Raw genomic sequence first — 25,199 nt, forward strand, 5'->3', positions numbered from 1 at the left:
AATTTGAATAACAACGCTTATCCGAAGATAAGGGGATTGTTGTTATTCGTCAGCTTTCCAAATTGTTAAAGAGCGTGATTCGTTAAGAACCATTTCTAAATATTCTGTATTAAGAAAATACTTAAAGATGGTGGAGCTAAGCAGGATCGAACTGCTGTACCTCCTGCGTGCAAGGCAGGCGCTCTCCCAGCTGAGCTATAGCCCCATCAATAATGTTGCTGGAATCTTGCTTTTGGCAAGATTGGTGGGTCTGAGTGGACTTGAACCACCGACCTCCCGCTTATCAGGCGAGCGCTCTAACCAGCTGAGCTACAGACCCAACATTACTCTTAACTGTTATAAACCGTATCAATCTGTGTGGGTACTCATCGCGACAATCATCGTATAAGGAGGTGATCCAGCCCCAGGTTCCCCTAGGGCTACCTTGTTACGACTTCACCCCAGTCATGAACCACAAAGTGGTAAGCGTCCCCCCGAAGGTTAAACTACCTACTTCTTTTGCAGCCCACTCCCATGGTGTGACGGGCGGTGTGTACAAGGAACGTATTCACCGTGGCATTCTGATCCACGATTACTAGCGATTCCGACTTCATGGAGTCGAGTTGCAGACTCCAATCCGGACTACGACGCACTTTTTGGGATTCGCTCACCATCGCTGGTTGGCCGCCCTCTGTATGCGCCATTGTAGCACGTGTGTAGCCCTACTCGTAAGGGCCATGATGACTTGACGTCGTCCCCACCTTCCTCCGGTTTATCACCGGCAGTCTCCCTGGAGTTCCCACCATTACGTGCTGGCAAACAAGGATAAGGGTTGCGCTCGTTGCGGGACTTAACCCAACATTTCACAACACGAGCTGACGACAGCCATGCAGCACCTGTCTCAGAGTTCCCGAAGGCACCAAAACATCTCTGCTAAGTTCTCTGGATGTCAAGAGTAGGTAAGGTTCTTCGCGTTGCATCGAATTAAACCACATGCTCCACCGCTTGTGCGGGCCCCCGTCAATTCATTTGAGTTTTAATCTTGCGACCGTACTCCCCAGGCGGTCTACTTAACGCGTTAGCTCCGAAAGCCACGGCTCAAGGCCACAACCTCCAAGTAGACATCGTTTACGGCGTGGACTACCAGGGTATCTAATCCTGTTTGCTCCCCACGCTTTCGCATCTGAGTGTCAGTATCTGTCCAGGTACGCCTTCGCCACTGGTATTCCTTCAGATCTCTACGCATTTCACCGCTACACCTGAAATTCTACCCCCTCTACAGTACTCTAGCCTGCCAGTTTCAAATGCGGTTCCGAGGTTGAGCCCGGCTTTCACATCTGACTTAACAAACCACCTGCATGCGCTTTACGCCCAGTAATTCCGATTAACGCTCGCACCCTCCGTATTACCGCGGCTGCTGGCACGGAGTTAGCCGGTGCTTCTTCTGCAGCTAACGTCAAGATATGAAGCTATTAACTTCACACCCTTCCTCACTGCTGAAAGTACTTTACAACCCGAAGGCCTTCTTCATACACGCGGCATGGCTGCATCAGGCTTGCGCCCATTGTGCAATATTCCCCACTGCTGCCTCCCGTAGGAGTCTGGACCGTGTCTCAGTTCCAGTGTGGCTGATCATCCTCTCAGACCAGCTAGGGATCGTCGCCTTGGTGAGCCTTTACCTCACCAACTAGCTAATCCCACCTGGGCATATCCTGACGCGAGAGGCCCGAAGGTCCCCCTCTTTGGCCCGAAGGCGTTATGCGGTATTAGCCATCGTTTCCAATGGTTATCCCCCACATCAGGGCAATTTCCCAGGCATTACTCACCCGTCCGCCGCTCGACGCCGAATAGCAAGCTATTCTCGTTTCCGCTCGACTTGCATGTGTTAGGCCTGCCGCCAGCGTTCAATCTGAGCCATGATCAAACTCTTCAATTTAAGATTTTGTTCGGCTCAATGAATACTGACTTCAAACTACGTATGTAATTTAAAGCTATTATCGTTCCAACAGAACGATAATGAATTGACTGTGCCAATGATTGCTTTCTAAGAAAGTTATCATCGTATTGGTCACTCAGTTCATTGAAACCTAAATTGTTTCCAAAGAAACTATTTGGATTATCATCAACGAGTGCCCACACAGATTGATAGGTCTATATTGTTAAAGAGCGTGATTTGAGTCTCACTCAAATCGGACGGCTATTTTAGCGAGATAAACGTTAGTGTCAAACACTTTTTTCAGTTTATTTCGTTAGCTTTTCAGCTACCTAATCTAACCTCTGACTCGATTCGTTTCTTTCGAAGCGTTCCCGTGTCAGCGAGGGGGCATTATAGAGATCGGCATCACATTGGCAAGCCCTTTTTGACGTTTTTTTCAATTTCTAGGTTGTTTGCGTGTTTTTTATTCAAAAGGTGGTATTTTCACTATTCTTCTTTCACTTTTTACCCTTTAATCGCCCTAAATTAAGGAGAAATCATGAGCTCAATTCGAAGTTATAAAGGTAGTTGCCCTGAAATTGGTGAAGGTGTCTATATAGATAGCAGCTCTATCTTAGTGGGTGACATTAAAATAGGTAAGGATTCTAGCGTTTGGCCACTTGTTGCTGCCAGGGGTGATGTTAATCATATTCATATTGGCGAGCGTACAAACATTCAAGACGGTTCCGTTTTGCACGTAACTCATAAAAATGCGGAAAACCCTGAAGGCTACCCACTTATCATTGGTAATGAAGTGACTATCGGTCATAAGGTCATGCTTCATGGGTGTACGTTAGGCGATCGTGTATTAGTAGGTATGGGTGCCATCGTCTTAGACGGCGTGCACATAAAAGATGAAGTCATGATTGGTGCGGGCAGTTTGGTCCCTCCCAATAAAGTATTGGAAAGTGGTTATCTCTATGTAGGGAGCCCAGTAAAACAGGCTCGCCCATTAAGTGAAAAAGAAATCGCTTTTTTGCGCAAGTCCGCAGATAACTACGTCAATACTAAAAATGAGTACAGAACAGTAGTAGAGCCAGTCACTTTCTAATAACAACTTGCCCGCTGTCGTCGTAGTCTTCCTCTTCTATCAAAGATTCAGCAAGCTCTTCCATATCAAAGCGGTATTGTGAGAATAGAGTGAGAGCTTGCTGCTCTTCCTCTATTGTCTCTCCACTCACTCGTTCAATGGCAGCCACTAAAGCGAGACATTCGATCAACATACCTGATTGCTGTGCAGGAAAACGTACCGCGTTATGCCCTTCATCCCAAGTTTGGATATCAGGAAAGAGTATTGATTGATTCATGGCAGGCTATCCTTCCAAATTTTTTCTTAGTTCTCTGAGAACTTGCTTTGCGCCAGGTCTTAACCCACGCCATACAAGGAAGCTTTCTGCAGCCTGCCCGACCAACATACCAAGACCATCGTAAGTATTGACAACTTGGTTATCTTTAGCCCACTGGTTAAATGCTGTCAGCCCCTGCCCATACATCATGTCATAGCTAACGGTTGTTGAAGTGAATATCGAAGAGCTAATCGTGGGTAGGTCACCACTCAAACTAGCAGACGTAGAATTGATCACCACATCAAAGGAAGTCTTGATGTCTTCCATAGGAACAGAACGAATATCACCAAATTCTTTAAACATTTCCTCAAGCTTTTTCGCTTTAGCAAATGTACGGTTGGTGACCACTATGCTTTTTGGGGATTGGTCCAAAAGTGGCTTTATCACGCCGCGAGCAGCGCCACCTGCACCAATAACCAAAATACGGGCACCTTCTAACGGTACTTGGTATTGCAATAAGTCTTGAACCAAGCCTTCACCATCAGTGTTATCACCAATGATTTCTCCATCATCGAGTTTTTTTAGTGTATTCACCGCCCCAGCCAATTGCGCTCTTTCGGTCAGGCGATCAGCAAATTGAAAAGCATCTTCCTTAAATGGCACGGTAACATTACAGCCTTTCCCACCTTGCGAAAAAAACTCTGTTGCCGATTCTACGAAACCACCCACGGGCGCTTGGCGCGTTACATAGGATAAAGACTGATTGGTTTGCCGAGCAAAAAGGGTGTGTATAAAAGGGGATTTACTGTGTCCGATAGGGTTACCAAACACGACGTACTGATCGATAGGTTGCGCCATTTCCTTGCCTGCAAAATTAAATAGGGTCGTTTGTACAGACCCTATCATCATACCTAAATTGCCTCAAGCGACTGGATTCTGAGCGTTATAGCTGGAAATCACCATTCTCTAGGTTTTAGGTAATTTTGGTACAAATCATCTTCCGGTGTCCCAGGCTCAACCTGATAGTCGTATTCCCATCGAGCTAAAGGAGGCATCGACATTAAGATCGATTCAGTACGCCCACCACTTTGTAGCCCAAATAAAGTGCCTCTGTCGTAGACTAAGTTGAATTCGACGTAGCGACCACGGCGGTATAACTGAAATTGGCGCTCTTTTTCACCATATTCGGTCTCTTTTCTTCGATCAATGATGGGTACAAGCGCATCGGTATAGCCCTTCCCAACGGCTTGAATGTATTCGAAGCTTTTATCAAAACCCCATTCGTTGAGGTCATCAAAAAATAAACCACCGACACCACGAGTTTCGTTACGGTGTGGAAGGAAGAAATATTCATCGCACCACTTTTTATGCTCCGAATACACATTATCACCAAAGGGTGCGCAGATTTCTTTCGCCGTGTTGTGCCAATATAAGCAATCTTCTTCGAAAGGATAAAACGGGGTTAAATCGAAGCCACCACCAAACCACCAGATGGGATCATGACCTTCCTTCTCGGCAATAAAGAAACGCACATTGGCATGAGAGGTTGGTACATAAGGGTTGTGCGGGTGCATCACTAGCGACACGCCCATCGCCTCAAATTTTCGACCAGCAAGCTCTGGGCGGTGAGCGGTAGCTGAGGCAGGCATCTCTCGACCGGAGACATGTGAAAAGTTCACGCCACCTTGTTCAAAGACGTTGCCACCACTCATGACTCGAGTTCGACCTCCGCCACCCAGGCGCTCAGTCGATTCACGATGCCAAATATCTTCTTCAAATACAGCCTTACCGTCCACCTCTTCAAGCTGCTGGCATATGCTGTCCTGAAGTTCTAACAAAAAGTACTTTACTGCATCTTTATCGATATCTGACATTGCTTATTCCTATATTCGCAGGTTATCCCTGTCTTAATATGGTAGACGTTAAAGCGTCGCGTATTTCACTCGGTTTATCGCGACCACCGGTTTCACCTTCTAAAATTGCGACCAAGTACTCACCCAGCTGTGCGTATACCTCCTGGAAAGTCATACACGGTGGCTCACCCGTAAGGTTGGCGCTGGTCGAGGTTAGCGGTTTACCAAACGACTCGCAAAGTTTTTGTACCAATGGATGATCCGTCACCCTTACGGCAATGGAATCAAATTGACCTGAAAGTAGGTTTGATAACCCAGGTTTTGCAGGCATTACCCAAGTAACTGGTCCAGGCCAAGTGTCAAATACCGCTTGGCGAGCTTCATCCGTTAATTGAGATTCATCGACGTATGGCTTAAGTTGCTCAAAATTGGCAGCGATGAGAATTAACCCTTTTTCTACTGGTCTTTTCTTAAGTTCAAGTAGCTTTTGAATAGCGTCTGCGTTATCAGGGTCACAGCCGACTCCAAATACACCTTCCGTTGGGTAAGCAATGACTTCCCCATCATGGAGCGCCTGAACTGTGTTTTCAAAATTGGTCAATTTGAACCCCTTATCTTTAACATTTGGGCAGTAGTGTACAAAGAGTTTACCCCTCAGCCCAAAAGTAATTTATCAGTAAACTGTATCAAACCTTAAAACGATTTCGCGCAAACGTTTTCCTTACCGAAAATTCTACGTATAATGCGCGCAAAATATCCGCTCACCCAATGAAAGCGCTGAAGGAGTTTTGAGATGCAAGTCGGTATTATTATGGGTTCTAAATCAGATTGGCCAACCATGAAACTAGCAGCAGAAATGCTGGATCGCTTTGGTGTGTCCTATGAAACGAAAGTGGTTTCTGCCCACCGTACGCCACAATTATTGGCAGACTACGCCAATAGCGCTAAAGACCGCGGCATCAAGGTAATCATTGCTGGCGCAGGTGGTGCCGCACACTTACCTGGTATGGCGGCGGCCTTTACAAGCTTGCCGGTTCTAGGTGTTCCTGTTCAATCTCGTGCATTAAAAGGCATGGACTCCCTACTTTCAATTGTACAAATGCCTAAAGGTATTGCAGTGGGCACTTTGGCTATTGGAGAGGCTGGTGCAGCCAATTCCGGTATTTTGGCCGCTCAGATCATTGGTACTCACAATGAAGAAGTAATGGCAAAAGTTGAAGCTTTCCGCCAAGAACAAACTGAGACGGTTTTAGCTAACCCGAACCCAGCAGAGGATTGATCCCCATGCACGTTCTTGTCTTAGGCGCAGGTCAACTGGCTCGAATGATGTCTTTGGCTGGTGCGCCATTGAACATTCACATTTCTGCCTTCGATGTAGGCACAGAAAACATTGTTCACCCACTCACCCAACAAATGATTGGAAATGGCTTAGCCACGGCTATTGAGCAAGCGGATGTCATAACGGCCGAGTTCGAACACATTCCACACGATGTGCTTGATGAGTGTGAAAAAAGCGGTAAGTTTTTTCCGACTACCGACGCCATCAAAGCTGGCGGTGATCGCCGTATAGAGAAATCGCTACTCGATAATGCCAAGGTGAGAAATGCCAAGTACTTCGTGATCAATACACAAGAAGATTTTGAGAATGCCATCCAGCATGTTGGCATTCCGATGGTGCTGAAAAGCACTCTTGGTGGTTACGATGGAAAAGGGCAGTGGCGTTTAAAAGACAAAGCACAAGCCAATGCGATTTGGCAGGAAATGTCTGAGTGCATCGCTGAAACACCAAACCAAGCGATTGTCGCAGAAGAGTTTGTACCGTTTCAGCGTGAAGTGTCTTTGGTTGGTGCTCGAAATGCAGCGGGTGAAATCGCCATCTACCCACTAGCAGAGAACGTTCATACTGATGGGGTTTTAACACTATCGACAGCCATTGCAGATGAAACACTTCAGGCACAAGCCAATATCGCGTTTACGGCAGTAGCGGAATCTTTGAATTATGTGGGTGTTTTGGCGCTCGAGTTCTTTGATGTGAATGGCGAGTTACTGGTAAACGAAATCGCGCCTCGCGTCCATAATTCTGGTCATTGGACTCAACAAGGTGCTGAGACTTGCCAATTCGAGAACCACTTACGCGCTGTGTGTGGGTTACCATTAGGCAGCACTGAGCTGGTACGCCCAACCTCTATGGTAAATATCTTGGGTGAAGACCAAGTGCCAGAGAGCGTTTTGGCAATGCCAGAGTGCCATGTGCATTGGTATGGCAAGGAAAAGCGTGCAGGTCGTAAAATGGGTCACATTAATGTGTGTGCAAGCAACGATGAGGCGTTAAAAGCCGCTTTGGTTAAGCTTGCAGATATTTTGGATGCAGATGCTTTTCCTGCATTAAAGGAAAGCGCCCAAGCTCTGTAAGACGCACCTATCTGTAAAAAGCAGTTACCAATAAAAAGCAGCATTACCTGTAAAAACGGCACTCTAGTGAGTGCCGTTTTTTATTGGATTTGTTCTTTCTGGCACTTCCGATTAGCGCACAATACTTTAACGCCAGATGCCAGTTTCTTCTCAATCAGTAGTGAGTAATCACACTCAGTGCACGAACCGACGATAGGTTTATGATTCACCGCAAACTTGCATTTAGGGTAGCTATTGCAGGCGTAAAACGTTTTGCCATAGCGCGACTTTCTTTCGACCAAATAACCCGTTTTGCATTCAGGGCAGGTAATCTCTTCTTCCTTTTTCTGCTCCTCTTTAGGGGCATCCAAGGACTCAATATGATGGCAATCTGGGTATGCACTGCAACCGATAAACATGCCATAGCGCCCCTGCCTCAGCACCAATTCATTAGCACACTCTGGACAAGGGACACCTAACTCTTTAACAATATGACCATCATTTTGACCAATCGTACGAATGTAGTCACAAGATGGGTACTGATTGCACCCTAGGAAAGGACCATGTTTACCATGACGTAAAGACAATTCTCCACCGCATTGAGGGCACGGTTCTTTTTCCAGTGCGTGCTCATGGGCAGAGAATAATTGCGAATCGATTTTACCGCTCATTCACCCAAAACCATTAATGAAGAATACCACTCTCGGTAGTATACAAGAGCTCCTCCATTTGGGTGTAGGCGTTTTCATTACCCGGTACATTAAACAGTACCATCAATACAATCCACTTTAGATCGTCCAGCTGAAAGTCACTGGTTTCCAAGCCCATTACTCGATCAATGATCATTTCACGAGTTTCGGCGGTCAACACTTCAACTTGCTCCAAAAACAGCAAGAATCCACGACATTCTATATCTAAACGTGTCATTTCAGTGCGCGTGTATATACGTACCGACGTAGCTGCACTGGTTCTCATGGCGGATTGTGCATCGCTTTGTTGTAGCGCTGCCAAGTCCTCTAACCAATTCAGGGCTTTGTAAATTTCTTTTTGGTGGAATCCAGCTCTGAGAAGCTCATCTTCCAACTCATCTTGATCGACCATCAATTCCGCATCACTGTGGATATAGGTCTCGAACAAATACATCAGTATGTCCATCATAGTTAGCCCCTCCCCTTTCGAATATAGCCACCAGGTACTGCAACAACATACCCTGAAAGCTCAAGCTCCAGTAGTTGCATCATGACTTCATGCACAGGTATATGGGTCCGCTCTGCAAGAATATCAACGGGTGTTGCTTCTAACCCTACGTTAGCCATTAGTTCAGGAAATGGCAATTCTTCTTGCGAGGCTTCTTCACTAAATATAGATGTTTGTTGGGAAAACGACCAAGAAACTAAATTTTCTACTTCTTGGAGAATATCTTCGGACGATTGGACTAAGCAGGCACCAGACTTAATGAGTGCATTCCCCCCTCTAGAATTGGGGTTGTGAATTGAGCCGGGCAGTGCAAAAACATCGCGACCTTGCTCTGCTGCGTATCGCGCTGTTATCAACGACCCGCTGCGTTCGGCAGCTTCGACAACAAAAACGCCAACCGACAATCCACTAATAATACGATTGCGGCGCGGGAAGTGCTCTGGTCTGGGTTTTGTGTTGGGTCGAAATTCAGAAACGAGCGCGCCTTGCTCAATAATCCTTTGTGCTAGCTTTCTGTGCCGAGCCGGGTAAATGCAGTCGAGTCCCGAGCCCAACACAGCAACAGTTTGACCACCTCCCTCCAACGCACCATCGTGAGCGTGCCCATCCACACCGAGCGCCAAACCACTGGTGACCACTAACCCATTTGCGGATAAATCTTTGGCAAACGCCCTCGCTGTTTGTAGCCCTTCAATGCTGGCGTTTCGACTGCCTACCATGGCTATCTGTGGGGTGCTCAAAGATCGAGCGTCCCCTTTAACAAACAATGTAGTTGGTGGAGAAGAGACTTCTTTGAGTAATGGCGGGAACGCACAATCGAGTAGAGTAACAATATGGTGGTTTGACGCCAGCTGCCACTCCAAGCATTCATCGACCTCTGGATGTGAACTGGCTTTAAGGAATTGAATTTGTTTCGGCTTAAGCCCTATGGCTTGCCATCGCTCTTCACTGGACGAAAGTAAATTGACGGGAGAATCAATAGTGAGTAATCGAGTCAGAGACTGACCACCCAATTGGGGCGTAAAACTCAATGTCAGCCAAGCTCTCAACTCATTTTCTGTCATTTAACTGTCTTCGTCCTTCGCTTCCAATGGGTCATTTTGTGGCTCTTTCAATAACGGAGAAAGCCCCATGGTTTGGGTGTGAATCGGTGCTTTACTACGGGTAATTAATGCAATACTGAAAGACGCATACGGACGAATAACGATCATTTCCCCGACAGAAACATCCGGAAGATTTTCGCTAAGCCACCCATCATCCACAATATAGTTGCCTCGACTTCCAGAGACACCTAACCCTTCTTCCCAAAGGTCAAACATGGTGCCTTGTTCCACTTTGTCGTTAAGCCCGCGATCAATGATGACAACCTGATTACGCCCAATAAACTTACTTCCTTCCAAAGACCCAAGAATAGACGCAGAGACATGCTTAGGCGCTGGTTCTGGATAAAATGTATTGGAGAATGACAAGTCTTCGCGATGCTGATGCGGTAACGCAAAATCATTGGATAGGATTTCTTGATTCTGGGATTCAACCTTCAAAGAACTCAGCTTTTCTTCTGATTTTACTAACGTTGCCGTCGCAACCATTTTCAAAGAAAAGACTTCTTCACCAGTGTCACTGCGCTGATATTCGGCCACAGAGCGGTAGATACCCCAATGTTTCTCTGTGGTTTTGCCATCAATGAACAATTGGTCATGCTGGCTCAAGAAACGTCTTCCATCTTGTGTCCCGATCACTCGCATTGCACTGTCTAACACCTCCTTAGTGACTAGCCGATCCGAGTTGATGTATGGCAAAACCAGCCCTTCAGGCAAGGTAGGTACCGCATCTTTATCCAGAATTCGGGCTTTGGGGGAAAGCGTAAGAAGAGGCTTTCGGCTCAACATGGGTTGCCCATTTCGCCATACCAAAGTCAGCTTGTCGCCAGGGTAGATAAGGTGAGGATCATTGATGTCTGGGTTAATCTGCCAGAGTCGTGGCCAAAGCCATGGGCTGTCGAGGTAAAGCGCCGAAATATCCCATAGGGTATCCCCTTTTTTCACTTCGTACGTTTTCGGTGCGTTTTCTTTAACCGATAAAACATCACTTTTTGCAAGGACACTATGTGTGACAACACATGTTATTATAGCTAAAGAGGTACGACCTAACTTGGCTATTATTCCTTTCATAACCTCAATTTCCCTATCCAATATTGGCTAGGATGCTGTCATTTAGGTTATAAAATGTCTAGAATTGAGCCAGCTAGGTTTTAGCTGTTTCGGCACAGTTCAATATTTAGAGTGTATATGTCTGTATTACAAGTATTAACTTTCCCTGATGATCGCCTTCGCACAGTGGCTAAGCCCGTCGAAGCAGTGACACCAGAGATTCAAAAAATCGTCGACGATATGTTAGAAACCATGTACGACGAAGAAGGCATCGGCCTTGCTGCAACGCAAGTCGATATTCATCAGCGCATCGTTGTTATCGATGTTTCTGATACTCGCGATCAGCCAATGGTACTGATTAACCCTGAGATCACCGAAAAACGCGGTGAAGATGGCATCGAAGAAGGTTGTCTGTCTATCCCAGGTGCTCGTGCTTTGGTGCCTCGTGCGGCAGAAGTTTCTGTTACAGCGAAGAATCGCGAAGGTGAGGAATACTCATTTGAAGCCGATGAGCTTTTGGCCATTTGCGTTCAACATGAATTGGATCACCTCGAAGGCAAGTTGTTTGTTGATTACCTTTCGCCACTGAAGCGTAAGCGCATTCAGGACAAGATGTTGAAGCTTAAGCGTTTCAATGAGAAGCAAGCGAAAAACGCCTAATCCAAACCACCTTCATCCATAAAGGAACCTTACCTTGAGTCAGTCTTTAAGAATTGTCTTTGCAGGTACTCCGGATTTCGCCGCCCTTCACTTGGCGGCGTTATTGTCTTCGGAGCACGAAGTTATTGCGGTTTACACCAATCCAGACCGCCCAGCAGGTCGAGGTAAAAAACTTACCCCTACCCCAGTTAAAAGCTTGGCGCTGGAACACGATATTCCTGTTTACCAACCCGAAAACTTCAAATCTGATGAAGCGAAGCAAACGTTGGTGGATCTAAATGCCGATATCATGATTGTTGTCGCGTATGGCATGTTACTACCACAAGCCGTATTGGATACCCCTCGTTTAGGGTGCGTCAACGTTCATGGTTCGATTTTACCGCGCTGGCGTGGTGCTGCACCGATTCAACGTTCGGTATGGGCGGGGGATGCTGAAGCTGGCGTTACCATAATGCAGATGGATATTGGCTTGGATACGGGTGATATGTTGAAAATTGCCTCTCTTCCAATTGAAGCAACCGACACCAGTGCGTCGATGTACGACAAACTGGCCGTTCTTGGTCCAGAAGCACTTGTCGACTGCCTAGCGGATATTTCGAATGGCAACGCGCAACCCGTCAAGCAAGATGACGAGCAAGCCACTTACGCGAAGAAGCTCAGCAAAGAAGAAGCCCGTATCGATTGGAATGACGATGCCGCTCACTTAGAGCGCTGTGTTCGTGCCTTCAATCCATGGCCCATTAGCCATTTTGAAGCTGCAGATAACACCATCAAAGTTTGGCAGAGTCGCTTAGAGAGCCAAACCACCGATAAAGCGGCTGGCACCATTCTTCAAGCGGACAAAACCGGTATTTACGTTGCAACAGGTGACGGTGTACTTGTACTCCAAAAGCTGCAGGTTCCGGGTAAAAAAGCGATGCCAGTTCAAGACATATTGAACTCAAGAGCCTCTTGGTTTGAAGTGGGCACGCAGCTCGTTTAAATCAGAAACAACCTGATTTCAGGATAAATAGCCAATATCAATGATTGATTGAATTGGTATATCGACGAAGTGAAGACTCACTTCAATACGTACTTTTTGAGGGCAGAGATGCCCTCCTTTGCTTTAAGGTATTCATCATGAATGTTCGCGCTGAAGCTGCCAACGTTTTGTATCTCGTTGTCGATAAAGGGCAATCACTTTCTACCGCCCTTCCTGCCGCACAACAAAATATCCGCCCGCGAGACCACGCTCTATTGCAAGAAATTTGCTACGGCGCACTACGCTACCTCCCTCGCCTAGAAACCATTGCCAATCATTTAATGGATAAACCATTAAAGGGCAAGCAACGCGTGTTTCATCATCTTATTCTGGTGGGCATTTACCAACTGAGTTTCATGCGAATTCCTGCACACGCAGCGGTTGGGGAAACGGTTGAAGGCACCAAAACACTCAAAGGTCCTCGGCTTCGCGGTTTGATCAATGCGGTACTTCGTAACTACCAAAGAAACCAAGAAGAATTGGATCAAGTTGCGGTTAGCCACAACGCGGGCAAATATGGCCACCCAAGCTGGCTACTAAAATTGTTGCAAACGGCTTACCCAGAACAATGGGAAACCATTGTTGAAGCAAACAACCAAAAAGCACCGATGTGGCTTCGCGTGAACCACCAGCATTACAGCCGCGACGAGTACCTTGAGTTACTCAAAAATGCAAACATTGATAGCAGCGCACACAGTGAAGCACTAGACGCCATAAAATTGGATGCGCCGAGCGATGTGCATGCCTTGCCTGGTTTTGAAAAAGGTTGGGTATCGGTACAAGATGCCGCCGCTCAGCTGTCACTGAATTACCTGACACCTCAAGATGGCGAATTGATTTTGGATTGCTGCGCAGCACCGGGTGGTAAAACAGCACATATACTTGAGCGCACCCAAAACAGCGACGTTGTTGCGATAGATTGCGACGAAAACCGCCTCAAGCGAGTTCATGAAAACCTGAAGCGCCTCAACCTTCAGGCGAAAGTTATTTGCGGTGATGCTAGGAATCCTCAAGAATGGTGGCAAGGGGAACAATTTGACCGCATTTTGCTTGATGCGCCATGTTCTGCGACAGGGGTTATCCGTCGTCATCCAGACATTAAATGGCTGCGCCGAGCCGATGACATCGAAGCCTTAGCCGAACTGCAAGGTGAGATTCTCGATGCGATGTGGCAACAGCTCAAACCGGGTGGCACGCTTGTCTACGCGACATGTTCGATCACCCCGCAGGAAAATCGCGATCAAGTGGTTAGATTTCTGAATCGCACATCGGATGCAACGTTAGATGGGTCAGACATCGAAAGCCCGGGTAGACAAATTCTTCCGGGAGAAGACGATATGGATGGCTTCTATTACGCTGTATTGAGAAAGCAGGCGTAAGCAATAAAACAACCATGCTCAATACGTGTCGCCAAAAGGCGCAGCAGTAGTAAGCGGATAGATAAGCAGAATAGGTAGGCGATGAAAATCATCATACTCGGTGCCGGACAAGTAGGCGGCACCCTTGCAGAAAACTTAGTGGGTGAGAACAACGACATCACGGTAGTAGACCGGAATGGAGACCGACTGCGTGAATTGCAGGATAAGTATGACTTGCGGGTGGTCAATGGGTTTGCCAGCCACCCGGGCACCTTACGTGAAGCAGGTGCTCAAGATGCCGACATGCTGGTTGCGGTGACCAATACCGATGAAACCAATATGGCGGCATGTCAGGTTGCCTTTACGTTGTTCAATACCCCTAACCGAATTGCCCGTATTCGCTCGCCAGAGTATTTGACAGAAAAAGACGCATTGTTCCAATCTGGTGCGATTCCCGTCGACCACCTTATCGCACCAGAAGAATTGGTTACGAGCTATATCGAACGCTTGATCCAATACCCTGGAGCACTCCAAGTGGTCAGTTTCGCTGAACGTAAAGTCAGCTTGGTTGCGGTTAAGGCCTACTATGGCGGTCCACTAGTTGGGAACGCGCTTTCTGCACTGCGTGATCACATGCCTCACATTGACACTCGTGTAGCGGCCATATTTCGTCAAGGCAGGCCCATTCGCCCGCAAGGTACCACCGTCATTGAAGCGGATGATGAAGTGTTCTTCGTCGCAGCGAGTAACCACATTCGCTCTATCATGAGTGAGCTCCAACGTCTTGAGAAACCTTACCGCCGCATCATGATAGTCGGGGGAGGAAACATTGGTGCCAGCCTCGCCAAACGCTTGGAAAAAGAGTACAGCGTAAAACTGATTGAACGCGGTTATCAGCGAGCAGAAAGGCTGTCTGAACAGCTTGAAAATACGATTGTATTCTGTGGCGACGCGGCCGATCAGGAACTGCTCGCAGAAGAAAACATCGACCAAGTGGATGTCTTCATCGCTCTAACCAATGAAGACGAAACCAATATCATGTCCGCCATGCTGGCAAAACGTATGGGCGCAAAAAAGGTCATGGTGCTGATTCAACGCGGTGCTTACGTCGACTTGGTGCAAGGCGGTACCATTGACGTGGCAATATCACCACAGCAAGCCACAATTTCTGCACTCCTGACACACGTTCGACGCGCAGATATCGTCAACGTATCATCCTTACGCCGCGGGGCGGCTGAAGCCATCGAAGCCATTGCACATGGGGATGAAACCACCTCTAAAGTCGTAGGTCGTGCGGTAGGTGATATCAAACTTCCACCAGGTACCACCATTGGTGCCATTGTTCGTGGCGAAGAAGTGTTGATCGCCCACGACCGAACGGTGATTGAACAAGATGACCATGTGGTGATGTTCTTGGTCGATAAAAAATACGTGCCCGACGTGGAGCGCTTGTTCCAACCAAGCCCATTTTTCCTATAGAGTCAGTGTTGGCGCTCTGTGTTTGGGGCGTCGCTCAAACCGTGGTAATAAGTCGATATGGTCCATCTACGCCCGATCTTATTTGTCATTGGACTGGTGCTCTCTAAGCTAGCCCTATTTATGTACGCCCCCACTGCCGTTGCCTTTTTCACTGGCACACCTGGGTTTATCGAATTTGGTCAGTCCGTACTGATTTTGCACGGCGTGGCATTCGTTTGTTTAACCATTGGGCGAACCGCAGAATTCCGTCTTGGGGTTCGAGACCTCTTTTTGATAACGTCACTTGTTTGGACTATCGCCAGCGCATTCGCCGCCCTGCCCTTCGTATTCATTAACCACATCAGCTTTACCGACGCGTATTTTGAAACCATGTCGGGGATTACCACCACGGGTTCAACAGTCCTCAGCGGACTCGATGATATGGCACCGAGCATTCTGCTTTGGCGCTCTATCTTGCAATGGTTAGGAGGAATCGGCTTTATTGTAATGGGGGTGGCCATCTTGCCCATGCTGAATGTTGGCGGCATGCGGTTGTTCCAAACCGAAAGCTCTGACTGGTCTGACAAAAGTGCACCGCGAACAAAAATTGTCGCGATTCATATCGTGTACGTGTACCTCACATTGACGGCGATGTGCGTGATTGGCTATTTGCTCACTGGGATGTCAGGCTTTGATGCGATAAATCATGCATTCACCACGCTATCCACTGGAGGGTACTCCACATCAGACAGCTCCATGAACCACTTTTCCAACGGAGCACATTGGGTGGGCATTCTTTTTATGTTTCTTGGCGGGCTTCCCTTCTTACTGTTTGTTACTGCACTGAAAAAGCGCGAACTTAATTCCTTCTGGCAAGATGCGCAAGTAAGAGGGTTCGTCTACTTGGTCTCGTTCACCTCTTTGGTTGTCGCTGGTTGGTTATGGCTCCATCAGCACTATCCCATATCCGACGCCATTCGTGTTTCCTTGTTTAACATCATCTCGGTAACAACAACAACAGGGTTTGGTTTGGAAGACTTCACAGCTTGGGGCGCATTGCCTGCCGTTATTTTTGCATTCATGATGATGGCAGGGGCTTGCTCTGGATCCACATCAGGCGGTATTAAAGTCTTTCGATTCCAAATAGCGCTTACCCTTCTGCACAAACAAATGATGCGCTTAATTCACCCGTCAGGTGTTTTTGTCCAAAAGTACAACCATCGCCCCGTCAACGACGACATCGTTCGCTCGTTGGTCGCATTTGGGCTGATGTTCTTTATCACCATTATCGTGATTGCTGCTGCATTAGGGGCTATGGGTTTAGACCCAGTGACCGCCATATCGGGAGCAGTCACCGCAGTGGCGAATGTTGGTCCGGGCATGGGGCATGTTATCGGTCCGACGGGGAATTTTGCCCCGCTTCCTGATGCTGCGAAATGGTTACTGAGTATTGGTATGTTAATGGGTAGGCTGGAAATCCTGACACTACTGGTGCTTTTCTTCCCCGCATTCTGGAGAAGGTAGTGATTAACCCGATTAAATCGGGTCAACAAAGAAGTAAATAGCAAAGAAATGGCACGCGGCCCCACCTAGAACAAACCCGTGCCAGATGGCGTGGTTAAAGGGAATACGTTTACTCACGTAAAAAATAACCCCCAAGGAATACACTACGCCACCAATAGCGAGTAAAACCAGACCACCCACATCGAGCGTGATCGCTAATTGGTAGATCACAACAAGTGACAACCATCCCATGCCAAGATACGTATACAGCGACAGTTTTTTAAATCGGTACACGAAGGCTATTTTGGCAATGATGCCAATCAGTGCGATCGACCAAATAATGATCATCAAACCAATGGCCAATGGGGTTCGCAAGCTGACTAATAAGAAAGGTGTGTAGCTGCCCGCAATGAGCAGATAAATCGCGCAATGATCCAGCGTTTTTAGCCAGCGTTTCGCTTTGCGGTAAGGCACAGCGTGATAAACCGTCGAAGCCAGAAACAGCAGAATAAGGCTACCGCCGTATACGCTCATACTGGTGATGGTTAGCACATCGGCATGATTATCTACCGCTTTGATCAGCAAGAACACTAACCCAACGATGCCACAAATCATCCCTAGCGCATGTGTGATGCTATTGGCTATCTCTTCACTTACGCTGTACTCAGTTGTTGTAGGACGTGTCATACGCCCCTCCTTCAATTTAGAGCGAATACTCAACAGAAGAGAAGTATGACACACTCAGCGTACACTTGTAAGCTTAAATTTTGGCTAGACAGACCGATTCAGATCAACAGATCTGTTTAGAGTCAAATGACTATGTTTTCTGGACTGACTAGGTTTACTGGGCTGACTAAGTCGAACTTTCCAGAAACGCCAATACTTGCTGCCCTGCATCTTCACCGGACGTACTGGATGGCAGAACCAAATGACGTTTTAATTCGTTGCCGCCAAGTAACCCAGCCAACATGCCACCAATGCCTTTCTTGCGGCGATCCACTTCAAACCACAGCTTTAATTCACCTTCGTCACGATACGCCACAATTTCCAGCTCTCGCCAGCGTCCATGGTAAGGTCCCGTGGTCGGAACAAATTCAAACTCTTGCACAAATGGAAGTTCAAACCCTTTGGCTTCTTCACACTCAACCTGACGAATACGCAAGCCCTGTTCTTCTAATGCCGTAAATATGCCATCCATTAACGGATCTGGACGGACGGTCAATACATCTTTGTCTGTTGGATCAATCGCCATAGATATGTCCAACCCTGTTTCCAACCACACTTTGGCATCACCGATGGTTACAGGCGTATTCCATGGAATAGGCAGCTCTACATCAAACGTACGTTCTTCACCGGGTTCAATGGTAAAAGCGTAAGGCAACTGCCATGAAGCCAACGCGTATTTCACGTTTTGCTTCTTGGTTTGCATCCCTTCTTGCACGTGGCTTTTGTCGTTGTCTGCGGGTACTTCACGTACGTATCGACAACAAAGCTTCAAATCGATGTTATCGATCTCTTGCGCAGAAGAACCACCATACACGTGGATTTTAATGCTGACATTCTGCCCCGGAATCAGCACTTCCTGCTGAAGAATAGAATCTACTTTGGCGCTACCAATACCAAAGCTGGCTAAGGTTTTCTTTAAAAAAGACATGAACAACTCCTCTGGTTAGGTTCTTCCTTTGCTTTATACTCAAGTGACCTCAAGATGTAGGATTCAGAGCTTCATATACTGTTTCAGTTCAAGGAAAAGAATGCAGTGGAATGACGAGTCCTTTCCAAATTCTTTGACAAAGAAATGAGACAGTATATGAGCTCCCAAGGGCGAGTTTAACTGGCTTTCATCCTGCGTTACCGATTATCGATTTAGAACCACTAGATCTTCAAATCGGTGCCTTGTCTAAAAGCCAGTTAATTCTCGCTGAACCTAGCACCTTGATGTCACTTGAGTATATAAGGTGATGATTAGCAGAAGAAAGTTCCGATTATTTTCTATACATATCCTGTACGGCGGACTTGTGCAACATTCATACGAGAGACTCACTAAAAAATGAGCAAAAAACCAGCATTTTGTTCGCACATATTTTGAATAAATGCTAATCTTTGAGCCGGATATGACTTCATATCTATACTCCTGATTTTCTATAGGATTGGCGCTCGCCAGAAGAGATTTTTCTCATAGTGAATCAGGCCATATGATTGGCAAAGGATGTGCCTGACTGTTAGGTAAACGAATGCGCCCAACACCTGTCAGGTTTTCGCACACACACCGTAGTGCGTCTCGACGTCGTTCAGGTTTTGCTTCAGCTCCAGTCTGCAGCAAACCAGCTCCACAGGTAAACTTAGTTGTTAAAACAGCTCTTGAGAGCCAAAAAGACAAGAAAGTAACCCAAGCGGCTTAATAAAAAGCGCGGTCTCAGACTGCGCTTTTTTATTTCAACAGATTTTGTTAACGTACAAAAAATATCACTATGAAATTTGTGGAGAAAGATATGAAATGTCATCGCATCAATGAGTTAATCGAGCTCATGCATCCAGAATGGCAAAAAGAGTCAGATCTCAACTTAATGGCATTCATCCAAAAGTTATCTCAAGAAGCAGGATATGAAGGCAAACTTGAAGATTTGACCGATGATGTGCTGATCTACCATTTAAAAATGCGAAACAGTCAAAAAGACGACATGATTCCAGGGTTAGCTAAAGATCAAGAAGACGATTTCAAGACAGCACTTCTAAAAGCTCGCGGTATTCTTTAATTCCAACCGTATTTCAACTCTCTTTCCTTAAAGCGGCGTTTCTGCCGCTTTTGTGTATGCCTATTTTTTTGCTCAACTGTTACTAAGAAAGTTATTAAACCTTGATACCCATAAAAAAATAAATGTTTTATAAACAGTATAATCCTTAGGCAATTCGAGCTGTGTCTTGCTCTTTGTATGTGTAGTTAAACAGAGTGTCGTGCTCTCTTCACACACAAACCTTCTTACGATCGACTTCCTCGTGTGAGATCTGGCAAGACAACTAGAATAAAAAAAGCAATGTCGAAGAGTGAAGGCAAAAGAACCTTCACCTCAAACGCCCAAGAAGGACACCTGTATGAGTCAGGACAAAATCGAAGTTAAAGATGTGACTCCGAAAACCTATAACCCTAAAACACATAAGGGTAAAAGAGACCGTTTTAACCCGAACAATCAAATCTATGTGCGAGAAAGTAAAGGAACCTACCAAAAACTCCGTCGATATGGTGGTTGGTTTCTATTGCTGATGTTTGGTCTAACGCCTTGGATACCCTACGGCGATCGTCAGGCGATATTGCTGGATTTAGGGAATCAGCAGTTTAATTTCTTCGGCACAACCTTGTTCCCTCAAGATCTTACGCTCCTTGCCTTGTTGTTTATGATCGCCGCCTTTGGGCTGTTCTTCCTCACCACATTTTTAGGGCGAGTTTGGTGCGGTTACCTTTGCCCTCAAACCGTTTGGACATTTATGTACATATGGTTTGAAGAGAAGTTAGAAGGCGCCGCCAATAAACGGCGAAAGCAAGACAGCGGAAAAATGAACTCGAACCTTCTGCTTCGCAAAGCCCTTAAGCACATAGCATGGTGGTTTATAGCCCTCGTTACCGGCTTTACCTTTGTAGGGTATTTTGTGCCTGTCAAAGATTTGGTTATCGACTTTTTTACGTTTAACGCCAGCTTTTGGCCTGTGTTTTGGGTCGTGTTTTTTGCCGCTTGTACCTATGGTAATGCAGGGTGGATGCGCTCAATTATGTGTATTCATATGTGCCCTTACTCTCGCTTCCAATCTGCGATGTTCGATAAAGATACCTACATCGTTGGTTACGACGTAGAACGAGGAGAAACACGTGGCGGTCGCTCTCGAAAAGCCGACCCGAAACAGCTAGGGTTGGGGGATTGCATTGATTGCGACCTATGTGTTCAGGTTTGCCCGACTGGTATCGATATCCGTGATGGCTTGCAATACGAATGCATCAACTGTGGCGCTTGTATTGACGCCTGTGACAAAACCATGGACCGCATGGGGTATGAAAAAGGGCTCATCAGTTACACCACCGAACATCGACTATCAGGCAAGCACACCAACATCATGCGACCGAAATTACTCGGCTATGGCGTGGTAATGTTACTCATGACGGGGCTTTTTCTATTCCAAGTAGTGAGTGTTGAACCCATGGGGTTATCGGTCTTACGCGATAGAAACCAGCTGTTCAGAATGAATAATGAAGGGCTCGTAGAAAACACGTACACCCTTAAAATCATCAACAAAACTCAAGAACGGCAGGAATACCATCTCAACGTGAGCGGGATTAGCGATGTTACTTGGTATGGTTCTCAAACCGTGCAGGTTAGCCCGGGTGAAGTGCTTAACTTTCCTTTAAGCCTTGGTGCTGATCCTGACAAACTTCGCTCTCCCATCTCAAAGATTCAGTTTATACTCACCGACAGTGACCAATTTACTGTCGAAGTCGAAAGCCGATTTATTAAGAAGCTATAGACTCTTCTCAAGATGGAATAAGGCGCAGTAATGCGCCTTTTTTAATGTATGTCTGATAATGCCTTTAACTTTGAAGCTCTGACTCCCGACTTCATGTGGTACGCGCTGGAAAGCATCGGAGTCCGCGCGGAATCGGGGTTACTTGCCCTAAACAGCTATGAAAACCGAGTCTATCAATTCGCAGACGAAGACAAGCGACGCTATGTGGTTAAGTTCTACAGACCATCGCGCTGGAGCAAGGCTCAAATCCAAGAAGAACATGATTTTGCTTTAGAATTACTGGAACAAGACATACCTCTTGCCCCTCCTTTGGTGATCAATGGTCAAACATTGCATGAGTATAATGGCTATCTATTCACGCTTTTTGATAGCGTAGGCGGGCGTCAATTCGAAGTCGATAACGATGAACAGTTGGAGTGGGTGGGTCGTTTTATGGGTCGAATTCACAAAGTTGCTCAAAGTAAGACATTTCAACATCGTCCTACTTTAGGTTTTGAAGAATACCTTTATCAACCTCGTGCACTATTACAGCAATCGAACCTGATACCCATGCATTTGGAAAAAAGCTTTTTCAACGACTTAGACATGCTTATTGAGCGAATCGAGTCGCATTGGGTTTCTGGTGCAGCCATACAGCGATTGCATGGAGATTGCCATCCAGGGAACATTCTTTGGCGAGATGGACCGATGTTTGTCGACTTAGATGATGCGCGAAATGGTCCTGCCGTTCAGGACTTATGGATGCTACTCAATGGTGAACGCCACGATAAATTGGCTCAATTGGATATCATTCTTGAGGGTTATGAAGAATTCTGTAACTTTAATCACAATGAATTGAAACTAATTGAGCCATTGCGCGGTCTACGAATGGTACATTACATGGCTTGGTTAGCTAAGCGATGGCAAGATCCCGCCTTTCCCGTTGCATTCCCTTGGTTTAGCGACGCAAAGTACTGGGAAGGTCAAGTGCTTGCATTCAAGGAACAATTGGCGGCTTTAGAAGAAGCCCCGCTGACACTCACGCCTCAATGGTAAGTTGTGCTGTGTCCAACACGGTTTTACACGGAGAATAACTACATGAAAAAACTTTTTGCACTGATTGCAACTGTGCTTATCAGCGTTTCAGCCCATGCAGCAAAATTCAGTGAAGGTGAACACTACAAAGTTCTGGATCTTCCTGCGTCTTCTTCCCCAACAGTAACAGAGTTTTTCTCGTTCTACTGTCCGCACTGTAATTCATTCGAACCCGTTGTTCAGCAACTTAAAAAGCAACTGCCAGACAACGCGAAACTGGTTAAAGTGCACGTTTCTTTCATGGGCGGCAACATGGGCGTGCCAATGAGTAAAGCCTATGCGGCAATGGTGGCACTGAAAGCAGAAGATAAAATGGTTCCGGTTATGTTCAATCGCATCCACAACCTGCAAAAGGCACCAAAGAACGAAGAAGAATTGCGTCAAATCTTCCTAGATGAAGGTATTGATGCCAAGGCATTCGATTCTGCATACAAAGGTTTTGCTGTGGACTCTATGGTTCGTCGATTCGATAAGCAATTCCAAAACAGCGGTCTACGCGGTGTTCCTGCCATTGTTGTGAACAACAAATACCTCGTACAAGCACCATCAATTAAATCAATGGATGAGTACTTCGAGCTGGTTAATTTCCTATTGAAGCTCAAGTAAATCACATTGAATAGTCATTAAAAAAGGAGCCTTTGGCTCCTTTTTTATTCTTAATCAGTTAGTTAGAGCTAGGTCTATTTACCTTGATAAATATTCCTCAGTACTTCATCTTTATCTCGCCAAATATTCCCAAGCCATTGCTGAAACTGCCTCTTATAAGGCTTGTCGTTAAAGTAGTCGCCCTTCACCTCTTCTGTCATCGGTATCAAACGAATACGCACCTCAATTCTCTTCATTTTTCCCATTAGCATGTCTTTAAACGGGGTATCTATATTGTCTGGGTACGCCAACGTAACATCAATAATATGATCAAATTGTTCGCCCATCGCCGCTAGGGTATAAGCTATCCCACCCGATTTTGGGGACAATAAATGCTGATAAGGCGCGCTGGATTTTTTCTGCTTTTCAGAAGTATAACGCGTGCCTTCGACATAATTGACAACTGTGGTGGGCAGGTGTCTGAATTTTTCGCATGAGCGACGCGTAGTCGCCAAGTCCTGTCCACGCTTTTCAGGGTGCCTAATTAAGTACTCCCTTGAATAACGACGCATAAATGGCATATCCAGCGCCCAACAAGCCATACCAACGAAAGGGACGTATAAAAGTTGCTGTTTTAGAAAAAATTTAGGCATGGGTATGCGGTCTTTAAAAACAGAACAAAGAACAACGATATCTGTCCAGCTGAGATGATTGCTAATCATCAAGTACCAGCCCTCTTTTTTTAGTCCTTCTCCCCCTTCAATACGCCACTCTATTCGGTTAGAGATAATCAAAATGAGCCCATTAAGGGTGGCCCAAAGCCACATAAAAAAGTTGGCACCACGAGTAACATGCGTTTTTAGTTTTTGTCCCGGAACGAGAAACTTAACCAATGCGAGTAAGACGATTGGAATGGAGCACAAAGCAGAAGTCAGGATGACGAGTGTGACGTTGAGAATAAGAAGAAAATAACCAAACATAGCGTTATAAGTATCGAAAATAAGCCCACGTTAAAAATGGTGCATTATTGTACTGCGCTGTCATCTTAATGTAATCCATTTATTTAATGGTCTGATTTGTCGAGTTTTTCGTATAACGTTATAGATTAATGGATGAAGTACCACTTAATATGACATTCTGTACTCTCGCTCAAAATCAGTATTCGGATAAAGGAATTATCATGGAACGAAAATCGTTAAGTGTTTTACTGTCTGCTTTGGTTGCTTCCTGTGGTGCTCAGGCAGAGCTCAGCGATAAGAATGGATTCAGTGGCGAAGTCGCTATCAATGTTGGCTATACCAGTCAAACATCAAACATGAATACCGAAGCCAGCGCGCAGCGTACAAAGGGCGAAACCCCAACCGAGAGTAACGTCTTAATTGCGCCGTTAGGTAACCTGCAATACACGTTCGGCTCAAATAAGCAGCATCAGGTATTTTTCGGTACGTCTCGCGCCGATATTGCCATAGGTACCTTAGCGCTTGAGTTAGGCTACAAAAATGAATTGTCTTCTGGAATGACATGGAGCCTCGCGGCACTGCCGAGTGTCCTTCAATCCGAAATATGGCAAGACCCTTATCAGCTCAACGGTAACCGCGCAGAAACCAAAGAGTTTGGTACGGCTTACCGCCTTCAATTGGAAAAGACGCCGTTGTTCGGTCTCAATTTTGATCTCGCCTATGGGCAAATTAATATTGATAAAGAAACATCGGGATCGGAATTGGCGTCGGGTGCCGACAAACTGGATCGAAATGGTAAAGTACTGTATTCCAAAGTCGAGAAGTTTGTACCATTAAGTCGCACCACCTTTTTACTGCCTTCGCTCAAATACATCCAACGTGATGCCGATGGTTCAGCCATGCAAAATACTGGAATCGGTGCAGACTTAACCGCGATCATGGTTCGCGGTCAGCATCAATTCGTCACCACTGTTTCTTATCTCAACCGCAACTTTGACGACACAAACCCTGTCTTCGATAAAACTCGAGATGATAATCAGCTCAAGCTTTTCTTAGCTTATGAATACGTGAACTTCATGGGTTGGGAAAACACGTCTTTGGTTGCTTTTGGTGGTTACGACTCCGTCACTTCAAATATTGATTTCTACGACAGCAGTAACTGGATTGTTGCTACTGGCTTGAACTACAGTTTTTAAACAGCGTAAGCAACCCAATAACGTATCGCTCATCAATGCCAG

At 46.1% G+C, this 25,199-nt stretch carries 24 protein-coding genes, 2 tRNA genes and 1 rRNA gene; 13 read left to right on the top strand and 14 right to left on the bottom strand.

Annotation, left to right across the window (positions count from 1 at the left end; translation table 11 throughout):
- Positions 1-128: 128 nt before the first annotated feature.
- The 3 genes from LDO37_RS18145 to LDO37_RS18155 all read right to left on the bottom strand — a co-directional run bounded on the left by LDO37_RS18145 (position 129) and on the right by LDO37_RS18155 (position 1,915).
- Positions 129-205: transfer RNA gene (locus LDO37_RS18145), tRNA-Ala, on the bottom strand.
- Positions 206-242: 37 nt separating this feature from the next.
- Positions 243-319 (bottom strand) — tRNA-Ile (locus tag LDO37_RS18150).
- Positions 320-385: 66 nt separating this feature from the next.
- A 16S ribosomal RNA gene (locus LDO37_RS18155) occupies positions 386-1,915 on the bottom strand.
- Between the two features lie 538 nt (positions 1,916-2,453).
- On the opposite strand from LDO37_RS18155, the gene LDO37_RS18160 reads away from it, so the two are divergent.
- Positions 2,454-3,005: a gamma carbonic anhydrase family protein gene (locus LDO37_RS18160; protein ID WP_126609783.1), complete on the top strand. Its 552-nt coding sequence runs from the start codon at positions 2,454-2,456 to the stop codon at positions 3,003-3,005.
- On the opposite strand, the gene LDO37_RS18165 is transcribed toward LDO37_RS18160, so the two are convergent.
- From LDO37_RS18165 to LDO37_RS18180, 4 genes are all read right to left on the bottom strand, one after another.
- Positions 2,995-3,261 (bottom strand): DUF1488 family protein, encoded by a 267-nt coding sequence (locus LDO37_RS18165; protein ID WP_126609782.1) that lies wholly within the window; start codon positions 3,259-3,261, stop codon positions 2,995-2,997. The genes LDO37_RS18160 and LDO37_RS18165 overlap by 11 nt on opposite strands.
- A gap of 6 nt (positions 3,262-3,267) precedes the next feature.
- Positions 3,268-4,098 carry a shikimate dehydrogenase gene (aroE, locus tag LDO37_RS18170; protein WP_126609784.1) on the bottom strand — a complete coding sequence of 277 codons (831 nt, stop codon included), beginning with the start codon at positions 4,096-4,098 and terminating at the stop codon, positions 3,268-3,270.
- 98 nt (positions 4,099-4,196) lie between these two features.
- Positions 4,197-5,114: an oxygen-dependent coproporphyrinogen oxidase gene (gene hemF, locus LDO37_RS18175; protein ID WP_101115238.1), complete on the bottom strand. Its 918-nt coding sequence runs from the start codon at positions 5,112-5,114 to the stop codon at positions 4,197-4,199.
- 22 nt (positions 5,115-5,136) lie between these two features.
- Positions 5,137-5,694, bottom strand: coding sequence for an L-threonylcarbamoyladenylate synthase (locus tag LDO37_RS18180; RefSeq protein ID WP_126609781.1), 558 nt, complete (start codon positions 5,692-5,694; stop codon positions 5,137-5,139).
- A gap of 192 nt (positions 5,695-5,886) precedes the next feature.
- Here LDO37_RS18180 and purE point away from each other — a divergent pair, with 192 nt between their 5' ends.
- Positions 5,887-6,372 carry a 5-(carboxyamino)imidazole ribonucleotide mutase gene (gene purE, locus LDO37_RS18185; RefSeq protein WP_101115240.1) on the top strand — a complete coding sequence of 162 codons (486 nt, stop codon included), beginning with the start codon at positions 5,887-5,889 and terminating at the stop codon, positions 6,370-6,372.
- 5 nt (positions 6,373-6,377) lie between these two features.
- On the top strand, positions 6,378-7,505 hold the full coding sequence (locus LDO37_RS18190; protein ID WP_126609780.1) for a 5-(carboxyamino)imidazole ribonucleotide synthase: 1,128 nt from the start codon (positions 6,378-6,380) through the stop codon (positions 7,503-7,505).
- A gap of 80 nt (positions 7,506-7,585) precedes the next feature.
- Here the strand turns inward: LDO37_RS18190 and LDO37_RS18195 are convergent, their stop codons facing one another.
- From LDO37_RS18195 to LDO37_RS18210, 4 genes are read right to left on the bottom strand one after another with little or no spacing between them, the layout of a single operon-like run.
- Complete coding sequence (locus tag LDO37_RS18195) at positions 7,586-8,155, bottom strand: DNA topoisomerase family protein (RefSeq protein ID WP_126609779.1); 570 nt, start codon at positions 8,153-8,155, stop codon at positions 7,586-7,588.
- 13 nt (positions 8,156-8,168) lie between these two features.
- Positions 8,169-8,642, bottom strand: coding sequence for a DUF494 family protein (locus tag LDO37_RS18200; RefSeq protein ID WP_101115243.1), 474 nt, complete (start codon positions 8,640-8,642; stop codon positions 8,169-8,171).
- A 2-nt stretch (positions 8,643-8,644) separates the two neighbouring features.
- Complete coding sequence (gene dprA / locus LDO37_RS18205; protein WP_126609778.1) at positions 8,645-9,745, bottom strand: DNA-processing protein DprA; 1,101 nt, start codon at positions 9,743-9,745, stop codon at positions 8,645-8,647.
- The gene (locus LDO37_RS18210) at positions 9,746-10,852 is read right to left on the bottom strand and encodes a LysM peptidoglycan-binding domain-containing protein (RefSeq protein WP_126609777.1); all 1,107 of its coding nucleotides are present in this window, start codon (positions 10,850-10,852) and stop codon (positions 9,746-9,748) included.
- Positions 10,853-10,969: 117 nt separating this feature from the next.
- Here LDO37_RS18210 and def point away from each other — a divergent pair, with 117 nt between their 5' ends.
- The 5 genes from def (at position 10,970) to LDO37_RS18235 (ending at position 16,852) form a co-directional block, all read left to right on the top strand.
- Positions 10,970-11,491: a peptide deformylase gene (gene def, locus LDO37_RS18215; protein WP_101115246.1), complete on the top strand. Its 522-nt coding sequence runs from the start codon at positions 10,970-10,972 to the stop codon at positions 11,489-11,491.
- 34 nt (positions 11,492-11,525) lie between these two features.
- Positions 11,526-12,473: a methionyl-tRNA formyltransferase gene (gene fmt / locus LDO37_RS18220; RefSeq protein WP_126609776.1), complete on the top strand. Its 948-nt coding sequence runs from the start codon at positions 11,526-11,528 to the stop codon at positions 12,471-12,473.
- Between the two features lie 137 nt (positions 12,474-12,610).
- The gene (rsmB, locus tag LDO37_RS18225; protein ID WP_126609775.1) at positions 12,611-13,891 is read left to right on the top strand and encodes a 16S rRNA (cytosine(967)-C(5))-methyltransferase RsmB; all 1,281 of its coding nucleotides are present in this window, start codon (positions 12,611-12,613) and stop codon (positions 13,889-13,891) included.
- 81 nt (positions 13,892-13,972) lie between these two features.
- Positions 13,973-15,349, top strand: a complete 1,377-nt coding sequence (trkA, locus tag LDO37_RS18230; RefSeq protein ID WP_101115249.1) for a Trk system potassium transporter TrkA — start codon at positions 13,973-13,975, stop codon at positions 15,347-15,349.
- Between the two features lie 57 nt (positions 15,350-15,406).
- Positions 15,407-16,852 (top strand): TrkH family potassium uptake protein, encoded by a 1,446-nt coding sequence (locus LDO37_RS18235; RefSeq protein WP_126609774.1) that lies wholly within the window; start codon positions 15,407-15,409, stop codon positions 16,850-16,852.
- A 12-nt stretch (positions 16,853-16,864) separates the two neighbouring features.
- Here LDO37_RS18235 and trhA read toward each other — a convergent pair whose 3' ends face one another.
- The gene (gene trhA, locus LDO37_RS18240; RefSeq protein WP_126609773.1) at positions 16,865-17,518 is read right to left on the bottom strand and encodes a PAQR family membrane homeostasis protein TrhA; all 654 of its coding nucleotides are present in this window, start codon (positions 17,516-17,518) and stop codon (positions 16,865-16,867) included.
- A gap of 166 nt (positions 17,519-17,684) precedes the next feature.
- The gene (locus LDO37_RS18245; RefSeq protein WP_101115252.1) at positions 17,685-18,485 is read right to left on the bottom strand and encodes a sporulation protein; all 801 of its coding nucleotides are present in this window, start codon (positions 18,483-18,485) and stop codon (positions 17,685-17,687) included.
- 838 nt (positions 18,486-19,323) lie between these two features.
- Between LDO37_RS18245 and LDO37_RS18250 the strand changes: the two genes are divergently transcribed.
- The 4 genes from LDO37_RS18250 (at position 19,324) to LDO37_RS18265 (ending at position 23,023) form a co-directional block, all read left to right on the top strand.
- Positions 19,324-19,587 (top strand): YihD family protein, encoded by a 264-nt coding sequence (locus LDO37_RS18250; RefSeq protein ID WP_126609772.1) that lies wholly within the window; start codon positions 19,324-19,326, stop codon positions 19,585-19,587.
- Between the two features lie 337 nt (positions 19,588-19,924).
- The gene (gene ccoG / locus LDO37_RS18255) at positions 19,925-21,343 is read left to right on the top strand and encodes a cytochrome c oxidase accessory protein CcoG (protein WP_126609771.1); all 1,419 of its coding nucleotides are present in this window, start codon (positions 19,925-19,927) and stop codon (positions 21,341-21,343) included.
- A gap of 48 nt (positions 21,344-21,391) precedes the next feature.
- Positions 21,392-22,378, top strand: a complete 987-nt coding sequence (locus LDO37_RS18260; protein WP_126609770.1) for a serine/threonine protein kinase — start codon at positions 21,392-21,394, stop codon at positions 22,376-22,378.
- Positions 22,379-22,420: 42 nt separating this feature from the next.
- Positions 22,421-23,023, top strand: a complete 603-nt coding sequence (locus LDO37_RS18265; protein ID WP_101115256.1) for a thiol:disulfide interchange protein DsbA/DsbL — start codon at positions 22,421-22,423, stop codon at positions 23,021-23,023.
- Positions 23,024-23,097: 74 nt separating this feature from the next.
- Here LDO37_RS18265 and LDO37_RS18270 read toward each other — a convergent pair whose 3' ends face one another.
- Positions 23,098-23,982, bottom strand: a complete 885-nt coding sequence (locus LDO37_RS18270; RefSeq protein ID WP_126609769.1) for an acyltransferase — start codon at positions 23,980-23,982, stop codon at positions 23,098-23,100.
- Between the two features lie 200 nt (positions 23,983-24,182).
- On the opposite strand from LDO37_RS18270, the gene LDO37_RS18275 reads away from it, so the two are divergent.
- The gene (locus LDO37_RS18275) at positions 24,183-25,157 is read left to right on the top strand and encodes a DUF2860 family protein (protein WP_185829929.1); all 975 of its coding nucleotides are present in this window, start codon (positions 24,183-24,185) and stop codon (positions 25,155-25,157) included.
- Positions 25,158-25,199 lie beyond the last annotated feature (42 nt).

This window comes from Vibrio penaeicida (genome assembly GCF_019977755.1).
Classification (GTDB): Bacteria; Pseudomonadota; Gammaproteobacteria; order Enterobacterales; family Vibrionaceae; genus Vibrio; species Vibrio penaeicida.